18 protein-coding genes and 1 pseudogene are annotated in these 17,560 nt (G+C 63.3%); 3 read left to right on the top strand and 16 right to left on the bottom strand.

The window, feature by feature from the left end; all coding sequences use genetic code 11:
* Nucleotides 1-95 precede the first annotated feature (95 nt).
* Nucleotides 96-1,508 carry an IS1182 family transposase gene (locus CXK94_RS12630; protein WP_102894599.1) on the top strand — a complete coding sequence of 471 codons (1,413 nt, stop codon included), beginning with the start codon at nucleotides 96-98 and terminating at the stop codon, nucleotides 1,506-1,508.
* Between the two features lie 197 nt (nucleotides 1,509-1,705).
* Here CXK94_RS12630 and CXK94_RS12625 read toward each other — a convergent pair.
* Nucleotides 1,706-2,256, bottom strand: a pseudogene (locus CXK94_RS12625) (REP-associated tyrosine transposase).
* A gap of 89 nt (nucleotides 2,257-2,345) precedes the next feature.
* Here CXK94_RS12625 and CXK94_RS12620 point away from each other — a divergent pair.
* Nucleotides 2,346-2,756: a hypothetical protein gene (locus CXK94_RS12620; RefSeq protein WP_102894598.1), complete on the top strand. Its 411-nt coding sequence runs from the start codon at nucleotides 2,346-2,348 to the stop codon at nucleotides 2,754-2,756.
* A gap of 192 nt (nucleotides 2,757-2,948) precedes the next feature.
* On the opposite strand, the gene cysN is transcribed toward CXK94_RS12620, so the two are convergent.
* From cysN to CXK94_RS12600, 4 genes are all read right to left on the bottom strand, one after another.
* Nucleotides 2,949-4,847, bottom strand: a complete 1,899-nt coding sequence (gene cysN / locus CXK94_RS12615; RefSeq protein ID WP_102894597.1) for a sulfate adenylyltransferase subunit CysN — start codon at nucleotides 4,845-4,847, stop codon at nucleotides 2,949-2,951.
* Nucleotides 4,848-4,928: 81 nt separating this feature from the next.
* Complete coding sequence (locus CXK94_RS12610; RefSeq protein WP_102894596.1) at nucleotides 4,929-5,276, bottom strand: four helix bundle protein; 348 nt, start codon at nucleotides 5,274-5,276, stop codon at nucleotides 4,929-4,931.
* A gap of 62 nt (nucleotides 5,277-5,338) precedes the next feature.
* On the bottom strand, nucleotides 5,339-6,256 hold the full coding sequence (gene cysD, locus CXK94_RS12605; RefSeq protein ID WP_102894595.1) for a sulfate adenylyltransferase subunit CysD: 918 nt from the start codon (nucleotides 6,254-6,256) through the stop codon (nucleotides 5,339-5,341).
* Between the two features lie 179 nt (nucleotides 6,257-6,435).
* Entirely contained in the window at nucleotides 6,436-7,194 is a 759-nt protein-coding gene (locus CXK94_RS12600; protein WP_102894594.1) for a Nif3-like dinuclear metal center hexameric protein, read from the bottom strand.
* Nucleotides 7,195-7,364: 170 nt separating this feature from the next.
* Here CXK94_RS12600 and algW point away from each other — a divergent pair, with 170 nt between their 5' ends.
* The gene (gene algW / locus CXK94_RS12595; RefSeq protein WP_037038482.1) at nucleotides 7,365-8,519 is read left to right on the top strand and encodes a Do family serine endopeptidase AlgW; all 1,155 of its coding nucleotides are present in this window, start codon (nucleotides 7,365-7,367) and stop codon (nucleotides 8,517-8,519) included.
* 205 nt (nucleotides 8,520-8,724) lie between these two features.
* Here the strand turns inward: algW and hisC are convergent, their stop codons facing one another.
* From hisC to CXK94_RS12540, 11 genes are all read right to left on the bottom strand, one after another.
* Nucleotides 8,725-9,771, bottom strand: coding sequence for a histidinol-phosphate transaminase (hisC, locus tag CXK94_RS12590; protein WP_102894593.1), 1,047 nt, complete (start codon nucleotides 9,769-9,771; stop codon nucleotides 8,725-8,727).
* Nucleotides 9,772-9,885: 114 nt separating this feature from the next.
* Nucleotides 9,886-11,193 carry a histidinol dehydrogenase gene (gene hisD, locus CXK94_RS12585; protein ID WP_037038478.1) on the bottom strand — a complete coding sequence of 436 codons (1,308 nt, stop codon included), beginning with the start codon at nucleotides 11,191-11,193 and terminating at the stop codon, nucleotides 9,886-9,888.
* A gap of 156 nt (nucleotides 11,194-11,349) precedes the next feature.
* The gene (gene hisG / locus CXK94_RS12580; RefSeq protein WP_102894592.1) at nucleotides 11,350-11,982 is read right to left on the bottom strand and encodes an ATP phosphoribosyltransferase; all 633 of its coding nucleotides are present in this window, start codon (nucleotides 11,980-11,982) and stop codon (nucleotides 11,350-11,352) included.
* 191 nt (nucleotides 11,983-12,173) lie between these two features.
* Nucleotides 12,174-13,439, bottom strand: a complete 1,266-nt coding sequence (murA, locus tag CXK94_RS12575; RefSeq protein ID WP_102894591.1) for a UDP-N-acetylglucosamine 1-carboxyvinyltransferase — start codon at nucleotides 13,437-13,439, stop codon at nucleotides 12,174-12,176.
* Between the two features lie 106 nt (nucleotides 13,440-13,545).
* A complete protein-coding gene (locus CXK94_RS12570) occupies nucleotides 13,546-13,785 on the bottom strand; it encodes a BolA family protein (protein ID WP_102894590.1) in 240 nt (79 codons plus the stop codon).
* A gap of 99 nt (nucleotides 13,786-13,884) precedes the next feature.
* Entirely contained in the window at nucleotides 13,885-14,373 is a 489-nt protein-coding gene (locus tag CXK94_RS12565) for a phosphate-starvation-inducible protein PsiE (RefSeq protein WP_102894589.1), read from the bottom strand.
* On the bottom strand, nucleotides 14,370-14,699 hold the full coding sequence (locus CXK94_RS12560) for an STAS domain-containing protein (protein WP_102894588.1): 330 nt from the start codon (nucleotides 14,697-14,699) through the stop codon (nucleotides 14,370-14,372). Before CXK94_RS12560 ends, CXK94_RS12565 begins: the two co-directional genes overlap by 4 nt.
* On the bottom strand, nucleotides 14,692-15,339 hold the full coding sequence (locus CXK94_RS12555; RefSeq protein WP_037038470.1) for an MlaC/ttg2D family ABC transporter substrate-binding protein: 648 nt from the start codon (nucleotides 15,337-15,339) through the stop codon (nucleotides 14,692-14,694). The genes CXK94_RS12560 and CXK94_RS12555 overlap by 8 nt, the downstream gene beginning before the upstream one ends.
* Nucleotides 15,340-15,345: 6 nt before the next feature.
* Nucleotides 15,346-15,804: an outer membrane lipid asymmetry maintenance protein MlaD gene (gene mlaD, locus CXK94_RS12550; RefSeq protein WP_037038468.1), complete on the bottom strand. Its 459-nt coding sequence runs from the start codon at nucleotides 15,802-15,804 to the stop codon at nucleotides 15,346-15,348.
* Entirely contained in the window at nucleotides 15,804-16,601 is a 798-nt protein-coding gene (mlaE, locus tag CXK94_RS12545) for a lipid asymmetry maintenance ABC transporter permease subunit MlaE (protein ID WP_037038467.1), read from the bottom strand. Before mlaE ends, mlaD begins: the two co-directional genes overlap by 1 nt.
* Nucleotides 16,594-17,409: an ABC transporter ATP-binding protein gene (locus CXK94_RS12540; RefSeq protein WP_102894587.1), complete on the bottom strand. Its 816-nt coding sequence runs from the start codon at nucleotides 17,407-17,409 to the stop codon at nucleotides 16,594-16,596. The genes mlaE and CXK94_RS12540 overlap by 8 nt, the downstream gene beginning before the upstream one ends.
* Nucleotides 17,410-17,560: the final 151 nt, after the last annotated feature.

Raw genomic sequence — 17,560 nt, 5'->3', positions numbered from 1 at the left:
CCCCGTCCTTACCCAGACTGTGTGAAAACCCAACTAGCAGTCCGCGGCTGAGCTGAAGACAATGCCCGTATCGACCGATACGGGCATTGTCGTTTATGGGCTATATCCAAGGAGAAGGCCGCCAGCAGAGCAGCCTGTTTCCGCCGACGCTGGAAGAACTGGTTCTCCAAGATCACCTGGTACGGGTGATCGAGGCTTACGTGGCTCGGTTGGATCTTCAGGCGCTGGGCTTTGGCAAGGCACAGCCGAGCCGTACGGGGCGGCCGGCCTACGATCCGGCGGACCTGCTCAAACTGTATCTGTATGGCTACTTTCAACGCATCCGCTCCTCGCGTCGGCTGCAAGCCGAGTGTCAGCGCAACATCGAGGTGATGTGGCTGCTGGGCCGCTTGGCGCCGGACTTCAAGACCATTGCTGATTTTCGCAAGGACAACGGCCAGGCCTTCAGTGCCACCTGCCGGGCATTCGTGCAATTCTGCCGCCGGGTCGGGCTGATAACCGGCGAGCTGGTCGCCATCGACGGCAGCAAGTTTCAGGCGGTCGCCTCGGCGCGCAAGCACCTGAGTCTCAAGCAGCTCAAGCGCCAACAGCAGCGACTGGAACAGCGTATCGCCGATTACCTGGCACAACTGGAGGCGGCCGATCAGGCCGAAGCTGGGGAGTCGATCGATCGCGCGGCGGTCAAGGTTGCCTTGCAGCAGTTGCAGGGCAAGCATGCCGACAACCAGACCTTGCTGGAGGCGCAGGGACTGGAGCAGTTCGTGGTCGGCGAAGCGGATGCCAGGAAGATGCGCACCCATCTGGGCTCGCGGGTGGCTTACAACGTGCAGAGCGCGGTGGATGCCGAGCACTGCCTGATCCTGCACCACGAGGTGACGCAGGACGGCACCGATAACCAGCAGCTGGAACCGATGGCCAAGGCCAGCCAAACCGTGCTGCGGCAGGGCCGGCTGGATGTGGTCGCAGATGCTGGCTACTCCAACGGCGCCCAGTTCCAGGCCTGCGAAGAGGCTGAAATCACCGCCTACGTGCCGCCCAATCGCGCGATCAACAACCAGGGCGATGGCCAGCATTTCGATCGCAGTGCGTTCGTTTACGACGCGCAGCAGGATCATTACCTGTGCCCGGCCGGGCATGTACTGAAGCTCAAGCAGCTCAATCGAGGGCACCGACTCTACACCGCTCATGCCGATGATTGCGCGAGTTGTCCACTGAAGACACAGTGCACCCAGGCCAGGCAGCGCTACCTGAGGCGTCATGCCCATGAGGATGCGTTCGAGCGCATGGAGCAGCGACTCGAAACCCGCCCGGAGATGATGAACAGGCGCCGTTCGATCGTCGAACACCCCTTCGGCAACCTCAAGCAATGGCTGTTGGGCAACGGCCGCTTCTTATTGCGGCAGTTGGGCGGGACGCGAACGGAAATGGCTCTGGCGGTGCAGGCCTACAACCTCAAGCGCGCAATCAACGTGCTCGGTGCTCGCCGCATGATCGAACTGCTGGTCTGAAAGCCGGCGTTTCTCCGCTTTGCTTTTGCGCAAAAGCAAACGCCCCAACAGGTGTTGGGGCGTTTGTCGTTACCGCTGCCTATGCAGGCTGGTTTTCACACAGTCTGTTACCGGCGGGGTTTTGTTTTTACGGGTATGCCCAACGCCAACCGTGGAATGGATGCGCACCGCGCTCGGCGGGTTTCACCCGCCCTACGTCACTCGACACCACGGATGATGCCGTTCCCCCCGTCCTTGGCGCCGGCCCAATCGCCGGGATATACCCCGCGCCTGACCCACCGGTGAAATGACGACCATGGCCAATCGACAACGGCGCTTACAAGCCCATGCTTCAATGGATTGGCGTGCAAGTAATCCATATGCTGCCGAAAGTCACGCTCATCCCTTATGAGATGCTCCCAGAACCGGTGCTGCCATAGCGTTCCGTATTGCTTGCCAGAGCGCCGCTGCGTCAGGAGCTCGGGACGGAGATAATCAGAACCGCAGACGCGTGTGACGTGTCGCTTGATCAAACGCCAGCGATTGGAAAAATCCGCATCACCCTCGGGAAGGGTCCATATCGCATGTAGATGATCGGGAAGCAGAACCCAGCCGTCGATACGAAAAGGCAGCGTTTGACGAACCAAAACGATGGCTTCGCGCAGAGCTGATTGAACAGCAAGATCGGTCAAGTTGGCTGGCGCCGCTCCGTCACGACGGTGAAAAAGTAAGAGGCCCCAGGCACAGCAGCACGGCGGTAGCGAGACATTCAATAACATCCATGTTTATTGGCGCACAGCGTAAGGTGGAAGCCGCCGCCCTGCCATTACCCGTTAACGCATCTTTCACGGAGACGATATGAAAGGAGTGCTTGGCATCATAGGCATCGGCACCCTGGCATTGCTGGCCATGGGCGGGGTGGCCGCCGGTTATTTCCTGCTGGCGGATGTTTGGCCCGCTATGGCCAATATCAACGGACTCACGGGCTTCGGCACCTTCTTCGGTGGTGTGGCGAGCCCCATCCTTGGTCTGTTCACCTTCTTCGGCGTGATCCTCACCCTCGCGCTGCAAGGTGCTCAGCTCAAACTATTACAGGACGCTCGTATTGCCGATCAGCATATCCGCGCCCTGAACACTCTCCTCGATGATTTGCAGGCATTGGAGCAGCAACACTACGCCCCCCTAGCTGAACACCTCGGCGGCTGGAATCTCATTGTCTTGGGCATTATCGAAAAACATCTCTCAGGCACCTTGACCAAGAGCCATTGAAATCGTGGCCGGGTGAAACCCGCGCGGCTTGCGGGGTGTCGATTTCCGCTTCAATGAGCCGGGCATCGGTGCCGTCGCCTAGCACGCTCGACGGGTTGCAATCCCGCCCTACGCCGGATCGAGACATTCCACCAGCCGTAGGGCGGGTGAAACCCGCGCGGCTTGCATGGCGCCGACACAACCAATGCGCAATCAGATCGCCCCGCGCTCACGCAGCAACTGAATCACCTGCCTTACCCCCTCCTCCAGCGTCGACGTTTCGGTATCGACCACCAGATCCGCATTCAGCGGCACATCGTAGGGGAAGGACTCACCCGGAATGTTGTCACCACCTGCGGCGTACAGCCCCTGCGGATCGCGCCCGCGGCAGGCCTGCGGCGAAGCCTGGGTATAGATGGTGATCAGCCGATCGTCGCCGATCAGCGCCCTGGCCTGTTCGCGGCCTTCGGCATCCGGGGCGACGAAAGCCGCCAGGGTGATCAGGCCGGCCTCGTTGAACTGCCGTGCCACATGGGCAGCGCGGCGCCAGTTCTCGGTGCGACCGGCACGATCCTGCTGCAGGCCCTTGTTCAGGTCGTGGCGCAGGTTCTGGCCATCCAGGACGTAGACCGCACGCCCCATGTCGAACAGCTTGCGTTCCACCGCATAGGCCAAGGTGCTCTTGCCGGCACCGGACAGGCCGGTGAACAGCACGGTAGCCGGCTGCTGGCCGAAGCGTGTGGCGCGCTCTTCAGTGGAGACATGCGCCAGCGCACCGTGATGTCCGCCGGTACCATGGGCGACCGGCTCGGCGATGATCATGCCGGCGCCGACGGTGCCGTTGGTAAGGCGATCGATGACGATGAAAGCACCGGTGGTGCGGTTCTGCACGTAGCCGTCCAGAGCGATCGGCGCGTCCAGACTGACCTTGACCTTGCCGATCTCGTTGAGCTGCAGACTGCTCGCCGCGCCCTGCTCCAGCGTGTTCACATCCACCTTGTGAGTGATGCTGGCAATCGAGCCTGGCACGTAGCTGGTGGCACGCTTGATGTCGTACTTCTTGCCCGGCAGCATCGGCTCTTCACCCATCCATACCAGCATGGCCTCGAAGCTGTCGGCGATGCGCGGGCGGTTGTCGGCATGCACCAGCATGTCGCCGCGGGAGACGTCGATCTCGTCTTCCAGGGTCAGGGTGATGGCCTCGCCCGGCGTGGCCTGCTCCAGTTCGCCGTCGAAGGTGACGATGGATTTCACCCGGCTGGTCTTGCCGGACGGCAACACCGCGATCTCGTCACCCTTGCGCACGATGCCGCTGGCCAGGGTGCCGGCAAAGCCACGGAAATTGAGGTTGGGCCGATTGACGTACTGCACCGGGAAGCGCAGGTCGTCGAAGTTGCGATCGCCAGCGATCTCGACGCTTTCCAGGATTTCCATCAGCGACTGGCCATCGTACCAGGGCGCGCGCTCGCTCCGATTGACCACGTTGTCGCCCTTGAGCGCGGACATCGGCACGAAGTGCAGCGAGGACGGTTTCAACTCGATACGCTCGGCGAAGGCGAGGTAGTCGGCCTTGATCTTCTCGAAGACGTCCTGATTGAAGTTCATCAGGTCCATCTTGTTGACGGCGACGACGATGTGCTTGATGCCCAGCAGCGAGGTGATGAAGCTGTGGCGCTTGGTCTGGGTCTGCACACCGTAGCGGGCGTCGACCAGGATGATCGCCAGGTCGCAGGTGGATGCGCCGGTGGCCATGTTGCGCGTGTACTGCTCGTGGCCGGGCGTGTCGGCGATGATGAACTTGCGCTTGGCGGTGGAGAAATAGCGGTACGCGACATCGATGGTGATGCCCTGTTCGCGCTCGGCCTGCAGGCCGTCGACCAGCAGCGCCAGATCGACATCCTCACCGGTGGTGCCGACCTTCTTCGAATCACGGGTGATGGCCTCGAGATGGTCCTCGTAGATCATCTTGGAATCGTGCAGCAGACGCCCGATCAGGGTGCTCTTGCCGTCATCGACGTTGCCGCAGGTGAGGAAACGCAGCAGTTCCTTGCGCTCATGCTGCGCCAGGTAGGCGAGGATGTCGGCGGAAATCAGGTCGGATTGGTGGGACATTGGCTTCTCCAAGCTGGAAGCTGGAAGCTGGAAGCTGGAAGTAACAGCCACAGCGTCGACAGCTTGCGCTCTGCTATAGATCTATGAATCGTGACGAATGGTCTGAATCAGGCTGGACAGCATGGCGGCGATTTCACGAGTTTCCTGAATGCTCGGCCTTGCGAACTCCTCAGCTACGAAGCCTGCCTCACGACCTATATAAAGTTGCGTTCGCAATTCTGCATAGGAGCCGTTGGCAATCAGCAGGAACCGCACCTTCCCCCTAATACCCTCCCTGCTCATGCCTTCGGCAATATTGCTGGGAATCGATAATCCCGAGCGGGTGACTTGATCCTTAAAACCCAACTCACGGGAGTTTCTCAGGTGCTGATAAAGCGCTACCGACAATCTCGCTGAGCGTTTCCATACGTCCAGTTTCTCGAAATCCACGCAGCACTCCTGCTCTTTTGGCTTCAAGCTTCCAGCTTAAAGCTCTCGGCTTCCGGCTGTTGTTAAAAGTATCCCTGCCGCTTCTTCTCCTCCATCGACCCGGCGGCATCGTGGTCGATGACGCGGCCCTGGCGCTCGGAGGTGCGGGTCAGGAGCATTTCCTGGATGATCTCCGGCAGGCTGGTGGCGGTGGACTCCACCGCGCCGGTCAGCGGGTAGCAGCCGAGGGTGCGGAAGCGCACCATGCGTTTTTCGATACGGGACTTTTCCTCGTCGGAAAGATGCTCGAGGATCCGCTCGTCGTCGATCATGATCAGCGTGCCGTTCTTCTCGATGACTTCGCGCTCGGCGGCGAAATACAGCGGCACGATCGGGATCTGCTCAAGATAGATGTATTGCCAGATGTCCAGCTCGGTCCAGTTGGACAGCGGGAAGACGCGAATCGACTCGCCCTTCTTCACCTTGCCGTTGTAGAGATTCCACAGCTCGGGACGCTGATTCTTCGGGTCCCAGCGATGCTTGCTGTCGCGGAAGGAATACACGCGCTCCTTGGCCCGGGACTTCTCCTCATCGCGGCGGGCACCGCCGAACGCGGCATCGAAGCCGTATTTGTCCAGCGCCTGCTTGAGCCCCTCGGTCTTCATCACGTCGGTGTGCTTGGCACTGCCGTAGGTGAAGGGGTTCATGTCCTGGGCCACGCCGTCCGGATTGACGTGGGTGATGAGATCGAGCCCCATCTCCGCGACCATCTTGTCGCGGAAGCGATACATTTCCTGGAATTTCCAGCGGGTATCGACGTGCATCACCGGGAAGGGCAGCTTGCCCGGAAAGAAGGCCTTGCGGGCCAGGTGCAACATCACGGCCGAATCCTTGCCGATGGAGTAGAGCATCACCGGGTTGTCGAACTCCGCGGCGACCTCGCGGATGATATGGATGCTTTCCGCCTCCAGCTGTTTCAGATGCGTCAGTTTATCGACCATGACTACTCACGAATTGGCAAGTGGGACGGCCGGCCGGCCGCTCGAAGTGGCGCAAACTCTAACACGGCTTTAGATTCTAATCAGGCCAGCTGTTAGACCTAAAACTTCTAGATTTATACCGATGCTGCTGATCGGCGCCCGACCTTCCGAATCCGAGGCGCCATGGCGCCTGCCAGAGCTCAAGCCGGATTCGGACAGTCGATGAACAGGTGTTCGATGGCAAACCGATGCGCAAGGTAGTCGCCCAGGGCACGAACGCCATAACGCTCGGTGGCATGGTGGCCGGCCGCAAAGAAGCTCAGACCATTTTCCCGGGCGATATGCGCCGTGGGCTCGGAGATTTCCCCCGTGAGGTAGGCATCCACTCCTGCCGCAACCGCCTGCTCGATATAGCCCTGGGCTCCGCCGGTACACCAGGCGATGCGCCGGATCGGGCCTTCGCCCTCGATCATCAACGGCTCGCGACCGAGCGCTTCGTGCACCCGGCGCAAGAAGTCCACCGGCGCCAGGGGCGTTTCCAGCGAGCCGACCAGGCCCACCGAGCGCGGATTGTCCGGTTCCAGCGGCCCTTCGATGGTAAGCCCGAGCAATTCAGCCAGCTGGACGTTGTTGCCGACCTCGGGATGGACGTCGAGTGGCAGATGGTAGGCCAGCAAGCTGATATCGTTGGCCAGCAACGTCTTCAAGCGCCGCTGCTTCATGCCGACGATGCGTGCGTCCTCGTTCTTCCAGAAATAGCCGTGATGGACCAGCACCACGTCGGCCTGCGCCTCGACGGCGGCATCCAGCAGCGCCTGACTGGCCGTCACACCGCTGACGATCCGCCGTACCTGGGGGCGCCCCTCGACCTGCAGACCATTGGGACAGTAATCGGCGATTCTGGCGGCATTCAGGTAGCGGTCCGCTTCTTCGACCAGGGTGGTCAGCGCAATGGCCATGAAAAAAAACCTCTTGGGTGATGCCGCGGTGCCCGCGGCGCAACGTGCGGCCCACGAGCGGGTGCGACAAATCTGCACGCACGAAGCTGCAATTCAGCTTCAGCTTCGTATAATGCCGCCACCTTAAGGGGCGCTCCCTGCGCTCGCAACTCTGTCCGGACCCCCAAGCGATGTTCAATGCCCTGCGTTTCCTTGGCTGGCCGTTGCTGGTCGGCGTACTCGTAGCCCTGCTGATCATCCAGCGCTATCCGCATCTGGTGGGCATCCAGGAGCAGAGCATCGGGCTGCAGCAGGCACCGTTGAAAGCCACGGCCCCGCAACAAGGCCCCTATTCGTACGCCAACGCGGTATCGGACGCCGCCCCGGCGGTGGCCAATCTCTATACCACCAAGGTGATCGAAAAGACCGAACGGCAGCCCCTGGCCAAGGACCCGCTCTTCCAGCGCTTCTTCAGCGACAACCTGCCGAGGCAGCAACGCATGGAGTCCAGCCTGGGCTCTGCGGTGATCATGAGCTCGGAAGGCTACCTGCTGACCAACAACCACGTGACCTCCAATGCCGAGCAGATCGTGGTGGCGCTCAAGGATGGCCGCGAGACACTGGCACGGGTGATCGGCAGCGATCCCGAGACGGACCTTGCGGTATTGAAGATCGATCTTGCCAACCTGCCGGTGATCACCCTCGGTCATTCGGACCGGATTCGCGTCGGCGACGTCACCCTGGCCATCGGCAATCCGTTCGGCGTCGGCCAGACGGTGACCATGGGCATCATCAGCGCAACGGGACGCAACCAGCTGGGCCTCAATACCTACGAGGATTTCATCCAGACCGATGCGGCGATCAACCGGGGCAACTCCGGCGGCGCGCTGGTGGACACCGGCGGCAACCTGATCGGCATCAACACGGCGATCATCTCCGAGTCCGGCGGTTCCCAGGGTATCGGTTTCGCCATCCCGGTGAAGCTCGCGCTGGAAGTGATGAAATCGATCATCGAGCACGGCCAGGTGATCCGCGGCTGGCTGGGGGTCGAGGTGCAGTCGCTGACCCAGGAACTCGCCGAATCCTTCGGCCAGGAGGGGCGCCCCGGCATCGTGGTGGCCGGCGTTTACCGGGACGGCCCGGCCGAACGCGCTGGCCTGCAGCCGGGTGACCTGATCCTCAGCATCGACGGCGTGCAATCGGCCGACGGACGCAGCTCGATGAACCAGGTCGCCCGAACCCGCCCGGGCGACAAGATCGACATCGATATCCTGCGCAACGGCAAGCCGCTGACGCTGACGGCCGAAGTGGGCATACGTCCGCCGGTGAACACCGCGCCGAAGTAGGCGCCAAAAGCCGAAGCTTGAAGCTTCAAGCTTGAAGCTTGAAGCTTGAAGCTCAAAAAGCATCGCCCCGAGGGCGGGCCTCCCACAAAAGCAGCGAGCCACCACCAAAGCAGCAAGTGCACACCGCCCCTCTGTGGGAGGCGCGACCTCGCGGCGATGCAGGCCGCAGGCCTGCCCGATGCCCCGCTACAGCAAGCAGCTCATGCTAGCCGAGCGCGTCCAGCAGCGCCTGGTTCTGTTCCGGCGTACCGATGGTGATGCGCAGGAACTGTTCGATGCGCGGATGCCTGAAGTGGCGGACGATAACGCCCTGCTCGCGCAGGCTGGCGGCGATCCCGGCGGCATCGCGCTGCGGGTGGCGGGCGAAGATGAAGTTCGCCGCCGAAGGCAGCACCTCGAATCCTTTCCCCTGCATGGCCGCCACCACCGCCTCGCGGCTGGCGATCACCTGCCGGCAGGTCTGCTGGAAATATGCCCGGTCCTCGAAGGCCGCGGCCGCGCCGGCGATGGCGATACGGTCCAGCGGATAGGAATTGAAACTGTTCTTGATCCGCTCCAGCGCCTCGATCAGATCCGGATGACCGACCGCCAGGCCGACGCGCAGCCCGGCCAGCGAACGGGACTTGGACAGCGTCTGCGTCACCAGCAGGTTCGGATAGCGATCGACCAGCGCGATGGCCGATTCGCCGCCGAAATCGACATAGGCCTCGTCCACCAGCACCACGGAATCGGTATTGGCCTGCAGCAGCCGCTCGATGGCCTCCAGCGCCAGCAGGCAACCGGTCGGCGCATTCGGGTTGGGGAAGATGATGCCGCCGTTCGGACGCTGATAATCGGCCACATCGATCTGGAACTGCTCGTTCAGCGCGATGGTTTCGTAGTCGATGCCGTAGAGCCCGCAATAGACCGGATAGAAACTGTAGGTCACGTCGGGGAACAGCAGCGGACGGCCATGCTGGAACAAGCCGTGGAAGGCATGCGCAAGCACCTCGTCGGAACCGTTGCCGACGAACACCTGGGCCGGCCGCACGCCGTAGTAATCGGCCACCGCCTGCTTGAGGCGCTCGCCGTTGGGGTCCGGATACAGCCGCAGGTTGTCGTTGAGCTCCGCCTGCATCGCCGCGATCGCCCTGGGCGACGGGCCGTAGGGATTCTCGTTGGTATTGAGCTTGACCAGCTTGCTCAGCTTAGGCTGCTCACCCGGCACGTAGGGCACCAGGTCCTTGACGAAGGGGCTCCAGAACTTGCTCATCCGCCCTTCTCTCCTCGAATGTGGTCGGTTTGCCGTAGGGTGGAAAACCGCGAAATGTTTTCCACCCAGTGACGTCAGGTGGAAAAGGCCTGCGGCCGTTTTCCACCCTACGACTTACTTGATCCGGTACTCGGCGCTGCGGGCGTGGGCGGTCAGCGATTCGCCGCGCGCCAGCACCGAGGCGACCTTGCCCAGGTTCGACGCACCTTCGGCCGAGCAGTTGATGATCGACGAGCGCTTCTGGAAGTCGTACACGCCCAACGGCGACGAGAAACGCGCGGTGCCCGAGGTCGGCAGCACGTGGTTGGGCCCGGCGCAGTAGTCGCCGAGCGCCTCGGCGGTGTAGCGGCCCATGAAGATCGCGCCGGCATGGCGGATCTGCGGCAACCACTGCTCCGGCTCGGCGACCGACAGCTCCAAGTGCTCCGGGGCGATGCGGTTGGCCACCTCGATGGCCTGCTGCATGTCGGCGACCTGGATCAGCGCGCCACGCCCCTCGATAGAGATGCGCGCGATATCGGCGCGCTCCAGGGTCGGCAGCAGGCGCGCGATGCTCTCGGCGACCTTGTCGAGGAACGCCGCGTCCGGGCTGACCAGAATCGATTGCGCATCCTCGTCGTGCTCGGCCTGGGAGAACAGGTCCATGGCGATCCAGTCCGGATCGGTCTGGCCGTCGCAGACCACGAGGATCTCCGAAGGCCCGGCGATCATGTCGATGCCGACCTTGCCGAACACGTGGCGCTTGGCGGTGGCGACGTAGATGTTGCCCGGGCCGACGATCTTGTCCACCGGCGGCACGCTCTCGGTGCCGTAGGCCAGGGCAGCGACGGCCTGGGCCCCGCCGATGGTGAACACCCGGTCGACGCCGGCCAGGGCAGCGGCGGCGAGCACCAGCTCGTTGATCTCGCCACGCGGGGTCGGCACCACCATGACCACTTCCGGCACCCCGGCGACCTTGGCCGGAATCGCGTTCATCAGCACCGACGAGGGATAGGAGGCCTTGCCGCCCGGCACGTAGAGCCCGGCGCGATCCAGCGGAGTGACCTTCTGCCCGAGCACGGTGCCGTCGGCCTCGGTGTAGGTCCAGGAATCCTGCTTCTGCTTCTCGTGGTAGCTGCGCACCCGCTCGGCGGCGACTTCCAGGGCCTGGCGCTGCGCCGGGGTGATGCGCTCGAGCGCCTGCTCGAGGCGCGCACGCGGCAGGATCAGGTCGGCCATCGCGGCGACTTCCAGCCCGTCGAAGCGCTGGGTCAGCTCGACCAGCGCCGCATCGCCACGCTCGCGCACGGCCTGGATGATCTCCAGCACCCGCTGATTGACGCCGTCGTCGGACACGCTTTCCCAGCTCAGCAGATGATCCAGATGCCGGGCGAAATCGGCATCGGCAGCGTTGAGTCGGCGAATGGCGGTGGGAGCGGTCATAGCGGGCCTCATGGTTGGCTAAGCATCGAAAACTGCATACGACGAATCGGAAGGCAGGCTCTCAGGCGCCGCTAGAATATCAAGCCCACCGTGCGGGCACCCGAGAATTTCGGCTATGACACGGATAGGCAGGCGCGGTGGCAACCGCGAAGCGTATCAATGCCGATGCTGCTCGACAGCGGCCTGCAGCGTATCGATCAGCGCCTGGATGCGCGCGTGCTGCATCTTCATCGAGGCCTTGTTCACCACCAGCCGCGAGCTGATGGTGGCGATCAGTTCCTGCGGCTCCAGGCCGTTGGCGCGCAGCGTATTGCCGGTATCGACCACGTCGATGATCTTGTCGGCCAGGCCCACCAGCGGCGCCAGCTCCATCGAGCCGTAGAGCTTGATGATGTCGACCTGGCGGCCCTGCTCGGCGTAGTAGCGCTTGGCGACGTTGACGAACTTGGTCGCCACCCGCAGCCGGCCCTTGGGCTCCGGCGCACCGACCCGGCCTGCGGTCATCAGCTTGCAGTTGGCGATCTGCAGGTCCAGCGGTTCGTAGAGGCCCTGGCCGCCGTACTCCATCAGCACGTCCTTGCCGGCGACGCCGAGGTCGGCCGCGCCGTGCTCGACATAGGTGGGCACGTCGGTGGCTCTGACGATCAGCAGGCGCACGTCATCCTGGGTGGTCGGGATGATCAGCTTGCGGCTCTTGTCCGGATTCTCGGTCGGCACGATGCCGGCGGCCGCCAGCAATGGCAGGGTGTCATCGAGGATGCGGCCTTTCGACAGGGCGATGGTGAGCATTGCGTTAATCCTTTGGGTTGCGCGCGTTCGGCGGTCAAAAGCTGGCTCTTATGGAAAAGGACATATTATCCGTAACCTTTTCCTGTAGGAGCAGGCCATGCCTGCGAACAATCCCGCACACAAGCGCGGCGGCCTTTCGCGGGCATGGCCCGCTCCTACGGAGACCGGTCATCACAGTACGTTCTCTGCTCCTAGCCCGGCACGCGGCGAATCTTCGCGCCCAGCAGCTGCAGCTTCTCCTCGATGCATTCGTAGCCACGGTCGATGTGGTAGATGCGATCGATCAGCGTATCGCCCTCGGCCACCAGGCCGGCGATCACCAGGCTGGCGGAAGCGCGCAGGTCGGTGGCCATGACCGGGGCGCCCTTGAGCCGCTCGACGCCGGTGACGACGGCGGTGTTGCCCTCGACCAGGATCTGCGCGCCCATGCGGTTCATTTCGTAGACGTGCATGAAGCGATTTTCGAAAACCGTTTCGATCACCGTGCCGGTGCCTTCGGCGATGGCGTTGAGGGCGATGAACTGCGCCTGCATGTCGGTGGGGAATGCCGGGTACGGCGCGGTGCGCACGTTCACGGCCTTGGGCCGCTTGCCCTTCATGTCCAGCTCGATCCAGTTGCTGCCGGCATCGATATGCGCGCCCGCCTCGACCAGCTTGTGCAGCACGGCTTCGAGCAGGGTCGCATCGGTGTCCTTCAGGCGCACCCGCCCGCCGGTCGCCGCAGCGGCCACCAGATAGGTGCCAGTCTCGATGCGGTCGGGCATGACGCTGTAGCGGCCGCCGCCGAGGCGCTTGACGCCGTCGATGACGATGGTATCGGTGCCGGCGCCGCTGATCTTCGCACCCATCGCGTTGAGGAAGTTGGCCAGGTCGACCACTTCCGGCTCGCGCGCGGCGTTTTCCAGCACGCTGCGGCCATTGGCCAGGGCGGCGGCCATCATGATGTTCTCGGTACCGGTCACGCTCACGGTATCGAAGAAGAAGTGCGCACCGCGCAGGCCGCCGGCCGGCGCCTTGGCCTTGATGTAGCCGCCTTCCACTTCGATCTGCGCGCCCATGGCCTCGAGACCGCGGATGTGCAGGTCGACCGGACGCGAGCCGATGGCGCAGCCGCCCGGCAACGCTACTTCGGCCTCGCCGAAACGCGCCACCATCGGGCCGAGCACCAGGATAGAGGCGCGCATGGTCTTCACCAGCTCATAGGGCGCGACCAGGGTCTTGATGCTGCTGGCATCGACCTCGACGCTGAGCTTCTCGTCGATGATCGGCTGCACGCCCATGCGGCCGAACAGCTCGATCATGGTGGTGATGTCGTGCAGGTGCGGCAGGTTGCAGACGGTAACCGGGGTGTCGGCCAGCAGGGTGGCGGCCAGGATCGGCAGGGCAGAGTTCTTCGCGCCGGAGATGCGAATCTCGCCATCGAGGCGAATGCCGCCGGTAATGATCAGTTTGTCCATGGATGTTCCCGTAACCCGCAGGCCGGAAGGCCTGTCGAAGGGGCGGCGCAGTCGCTGGCGACGCGCTCGGCCTTGGTATGAATGGATGTCGCCGGCTGGCGCTCGGTCAGGCGCGCCCGGCCCAGTCGATACGACTGAAGAATTTCATGGTGACGGCGTGAATGCTGCCGTCGGCGATCCAGGGATTGAGATGAGCATAGATCTGCTGCTGGCGCTTGACCGGGCTCAGGCCGGCCAGCTCGTCGCTGATCACGTTGAGCTGGAAGTTGCAGCCTTCGCCTTCCACTTCCACCTGGGCTCCCGGAAGCTTCTCTTCCAGGAAATTCTTCACTTCTAGGGCCTGCATGTTCAACCTCGATCGGCGCAGGACGCGCACGGGCCGGCCATCATACAAAAAAGCCCGAAGGCTGCGAACCCCGATCCGCGCCGAACCGACGCAAGCGTCTCAATCCAGCGTCTCGGCGGCCGGCTCACTGCGCTCGCGCGGCGGCCGGGCACTGTCGCCCTGCACGGCCGGAAAGCGCGAGGAGGCGAAGCGCACCACCAGGATCGCCAGCGCCAGCAGCAGGATCGCACCGGAGACGTAGACCACGCCCATGTCGGGACGATGATGATGCGAGACGTCGGAAATCAGCAGGCGGGTCAGTGCGGTGATCGCCACGTAGATGAGGAAGCGCACCGGCATGTGGTTGGTCTTGAAATAGATGCCAACCATGGCGCCCAGCTCGAGGTAGATGAACAGCAGGAGGATGTCATCGACCGTGATGTGGCCCTTCTCGACCATGCCGAGGAACGCCATGACGGCCGCCCAGGCCGTCACGCCGCCGATGGCGAACAGCGCCAGGTAGTGGAAGCTCTCGACCAGCAGGTTGCCCAGCGCTTCGGCGAGCGCATGGACGCCTTCGCGCAGATTCTCGGCCCAGCGCATCTTCATTCGGCAGTTCCTTCGAGCGAAGCGCTGCCCAGCGGCAGGATATCCAGCAGGCCGGACACGCCGGCGATCTTCTGCATGTCTTCGGGCAGGCCGCTGATGTGCAGCGCGATGCCTGCAGCGCGGGCATCGCGCATGAAGGCCAGCAGCAGCGACAAGCCGACACTGCTGGACTTCTCGACCGCCGAGCAATCCAGCGTCAGCGAATCTCGAGCGTCGCCGATCAGCGCCCGGCCGGCCTCGCGTAGCGCCGGGCCACTGCGATAGTCCAGCACGCCAGCCAGGCGCAGCACGCCGTCCGCGCCCCGCTCGATACTGCCGTCAGTCATTGCCAGCAGCCTGCTGACCGGCCTCGGTGTCCTTGGCCCGCGCCACCACCTCGGCCCAGCCGTCGATGGTCTTGTCCAGATCGCCACCGTTGCGCTGCATGGAATCGGCGAACTGGTCACGGAACAGCTTGCCGATGTTGATGCCGTTGATGATCACGTTGCGCACGCGCCACTCGCCATCGTTGACCATGGTGTAGGACACCGGATAGACCTCGCCCTGGCGCCCGACCACTTCCATGCCGACGCTGGTGCGCTTGGGATCCTGCTTGCCGCTGGGCGGCAGCACGCGAATCTGCTGGTTGTTGTACTCCAGCAGGGCATTGCCGTAGAACTGCATCAGGCTGCGCTTGAAGTTCTCCTGGAAGCGCGTCATCTGCTCGGGCGTGGCGTTGCGCGAATATCTCACCGTCATGATGCTGCGCGAGATGCCGTCGGCGTCGACCACCGGGCCGAGGATCTCGTTCAGCGAATCGTAGAAGGCCGCCGGATCGCTGCGGTATTGCTCCTTGTTGGCCTTGAGGTCGGCCAGCAGTTCATCGGTGGTCCGCTGGATCACCTGGTGGGCGCTCAGGGCCGCATGGGAGACCAGAGGCAGTACGGCCAGCAGCACCAGCAGGCCGCGACGCAGGGCAGTCATCATGGAAAGTTACTCCTTGTTAACCGAATTGAGCAGGAACTTGCCGATCAGGTCCTCGAGCACCAGCGAGGACTGGGTGTCCTGGATGGTGTCGCCGTCCTTGAGCAGCTCGTCGTCGCCGCCGACACTGATGCCGATGTACTTCTCGCCCAGCAGGCCGGCGGTCAGGATCGATGCCGTGGAGTCGGCCGGCAGGATGTCCACGTCCTGCTGGATTTCCAGGGTCACGCGACCGGTGTAGCTGTCGCGGTCCAGATCGATCGCCGTGACCTTGCCGATCGTCACGCCGGCCATGGTCACTTTGGATCGGACCGTCAAACCGGCGATATTGTCGAAATAGGCATACAGTTTATAAGTATCGGCGTTGCCGACGCTCAGCCCGCTGACACGCAGCGACAGCAGCAACAGGGCCAGCAGGCCGGCGAGCAGGAACAGGCCGACACCCATTTCCAGTGTGCGGATACGCATCAGAAATCTCCAAACATCAATGCGGTCAGAATGAAATCGAGGCCGAGCACCGCCAGCGAGGCGTATACCACGGTGCGGGTCGTGGCCCGGCTGATACCCTCGGACGTCGGCTCGCAGTCGTAGCCCTGGAACACCGCGATCCAGGTGACCACCAGCGCGAACACCAGGCTCTTGGTCACGCCATTGAGCACGTCCGAATGGAAGTCGACGCTGTTCTGCATATTGGCCCAGAACGAGCCCTCGTAGACGCCGAGCCAGTCCACGGCGACCATCGCCCCGCCCCAGATGCCAACCACGTTGAAGATCAGCGTCAGCAACGGCAGCGAGATGAAGCCCGCCCACAGACGTGGGGCGATGATGTACTTGAGCGGATCGACACCGATCATCTCCAGGCTCGAGAGCTGCTCGGTGGACTTCATGTTGCCGATCTCGGCCGCCAGCGCGGAGCCGGCGCGCCCGGCGAACAGCAAGGCCGTCACCACCGGCCCGAGCTCACGCAGCAGGGTCAGCGCCACCATCTGCCCGACCGCCTGTTCCGAGCCGTAGCTGCTGAGGATGTTGTAGCCCTGCAGCGCCAGCACCATGCCGATGAAGATGCCGGAAACCACGACGATCGCCAGCGACAGCACGCCGACCGAATAGAGCTGCTTGACCAGCAGGGCCAGGCCATTGTGCAGCCCGCTGCGGCCGAACAGCGCGTGCACGAGGAAGATCGTCGAGCGCCCCAGTGCCGCCAGCACGTCCAGGCCGGCACGCCCGAGCAGGACAATCCGGTCCAACAGCGAACGCTTACGCATCGGTGCCTCCCAGCAGGTCGTCGGCATAGGCCGGGGCAGGAAAATGGAACGGCACCGGACCGTCGGCCGAGCCCTTCATGAATTGCCGGATGCGCGGATTGTCCGACTCCATCAGCTCCGCCGGCGCCCCCTGGCCGAGCACCTGGCCGTCGCCCACCACGTAGATGTAGTCGGCGATGGAAGCGGTTTCGGCCAGATCGTGGGAGACCACGATACTGGTGATCCCCAGAGCGTCGTTGAGCAGGCGAATCAGGCGCACCAGGACACCCATGGCGATGGGGTCCTGGCCGGCGAACGGTTCGTCGTACATGAGGATCTGCGGATCCAGGGCAATCGCCCGGGCCAGTGCGACGCGGCGCTTCATGCCACCGGAGAGCTCGTCGGGCATCAGCTCGACGGCACCGCGCAGCCCCACCGCCTGCAGCTTCATCAATACGATGTCGCGGATCATCTCCTCGGGCAGGCGGGTATGCACGCGCAGCGGGAACGCGACGTTCTCGAACACGTCGAGATCGGTGAACAGCGCGCCGCTCTGGAACAACACGCCCATCTGCTTGCGCATGTCGAACAGCTCGCTGCGCGAGAGGCTCGGCAGGTTGTTCCCGGCCACCCAGACCTCGCCCCGGGCGGGCATCAACTGGGCGGCGATCAGGCGCAGCAAGGTCGTCTTGCCACAGCCGGACGGCCCCATGATGGCCGTGACCTTGCCTCGCGGAATGGCGATATCGACGTTATCGAAGATACTCCGCTCCCCGCGCTTGAAGGTCACTCCCTTCAGCTCGACGGCGTAGTCGTTGCTGGCGCTCATCTGGTCTCCTTGCATGCAGTCTGCGAAACAGACGGCTCCCGGCCGCGCCAGGATACGTTCCGGCATGACCGTTTACGGCGGCGCACTATAGCACCGCGTCGATAGCCGCCCAACCGACGACCATTTCAGCAGATGACCGACCGCCTCCCCG

Origin of the sequence: Stutzerimonas stutzeri, from assembly GCF_002890915.1 — a bacterium.
Lineage (GTDB): Bacteria > Pseudomonadota > Gammaproteobacteria > Pseudomonadales > Pseudomonadaceae > Stutzerimonas > Stutzerimonas stutzeri_AF.
This window is presented reverse-complemented; position numbering and strand designations above follow the sequence as displayed.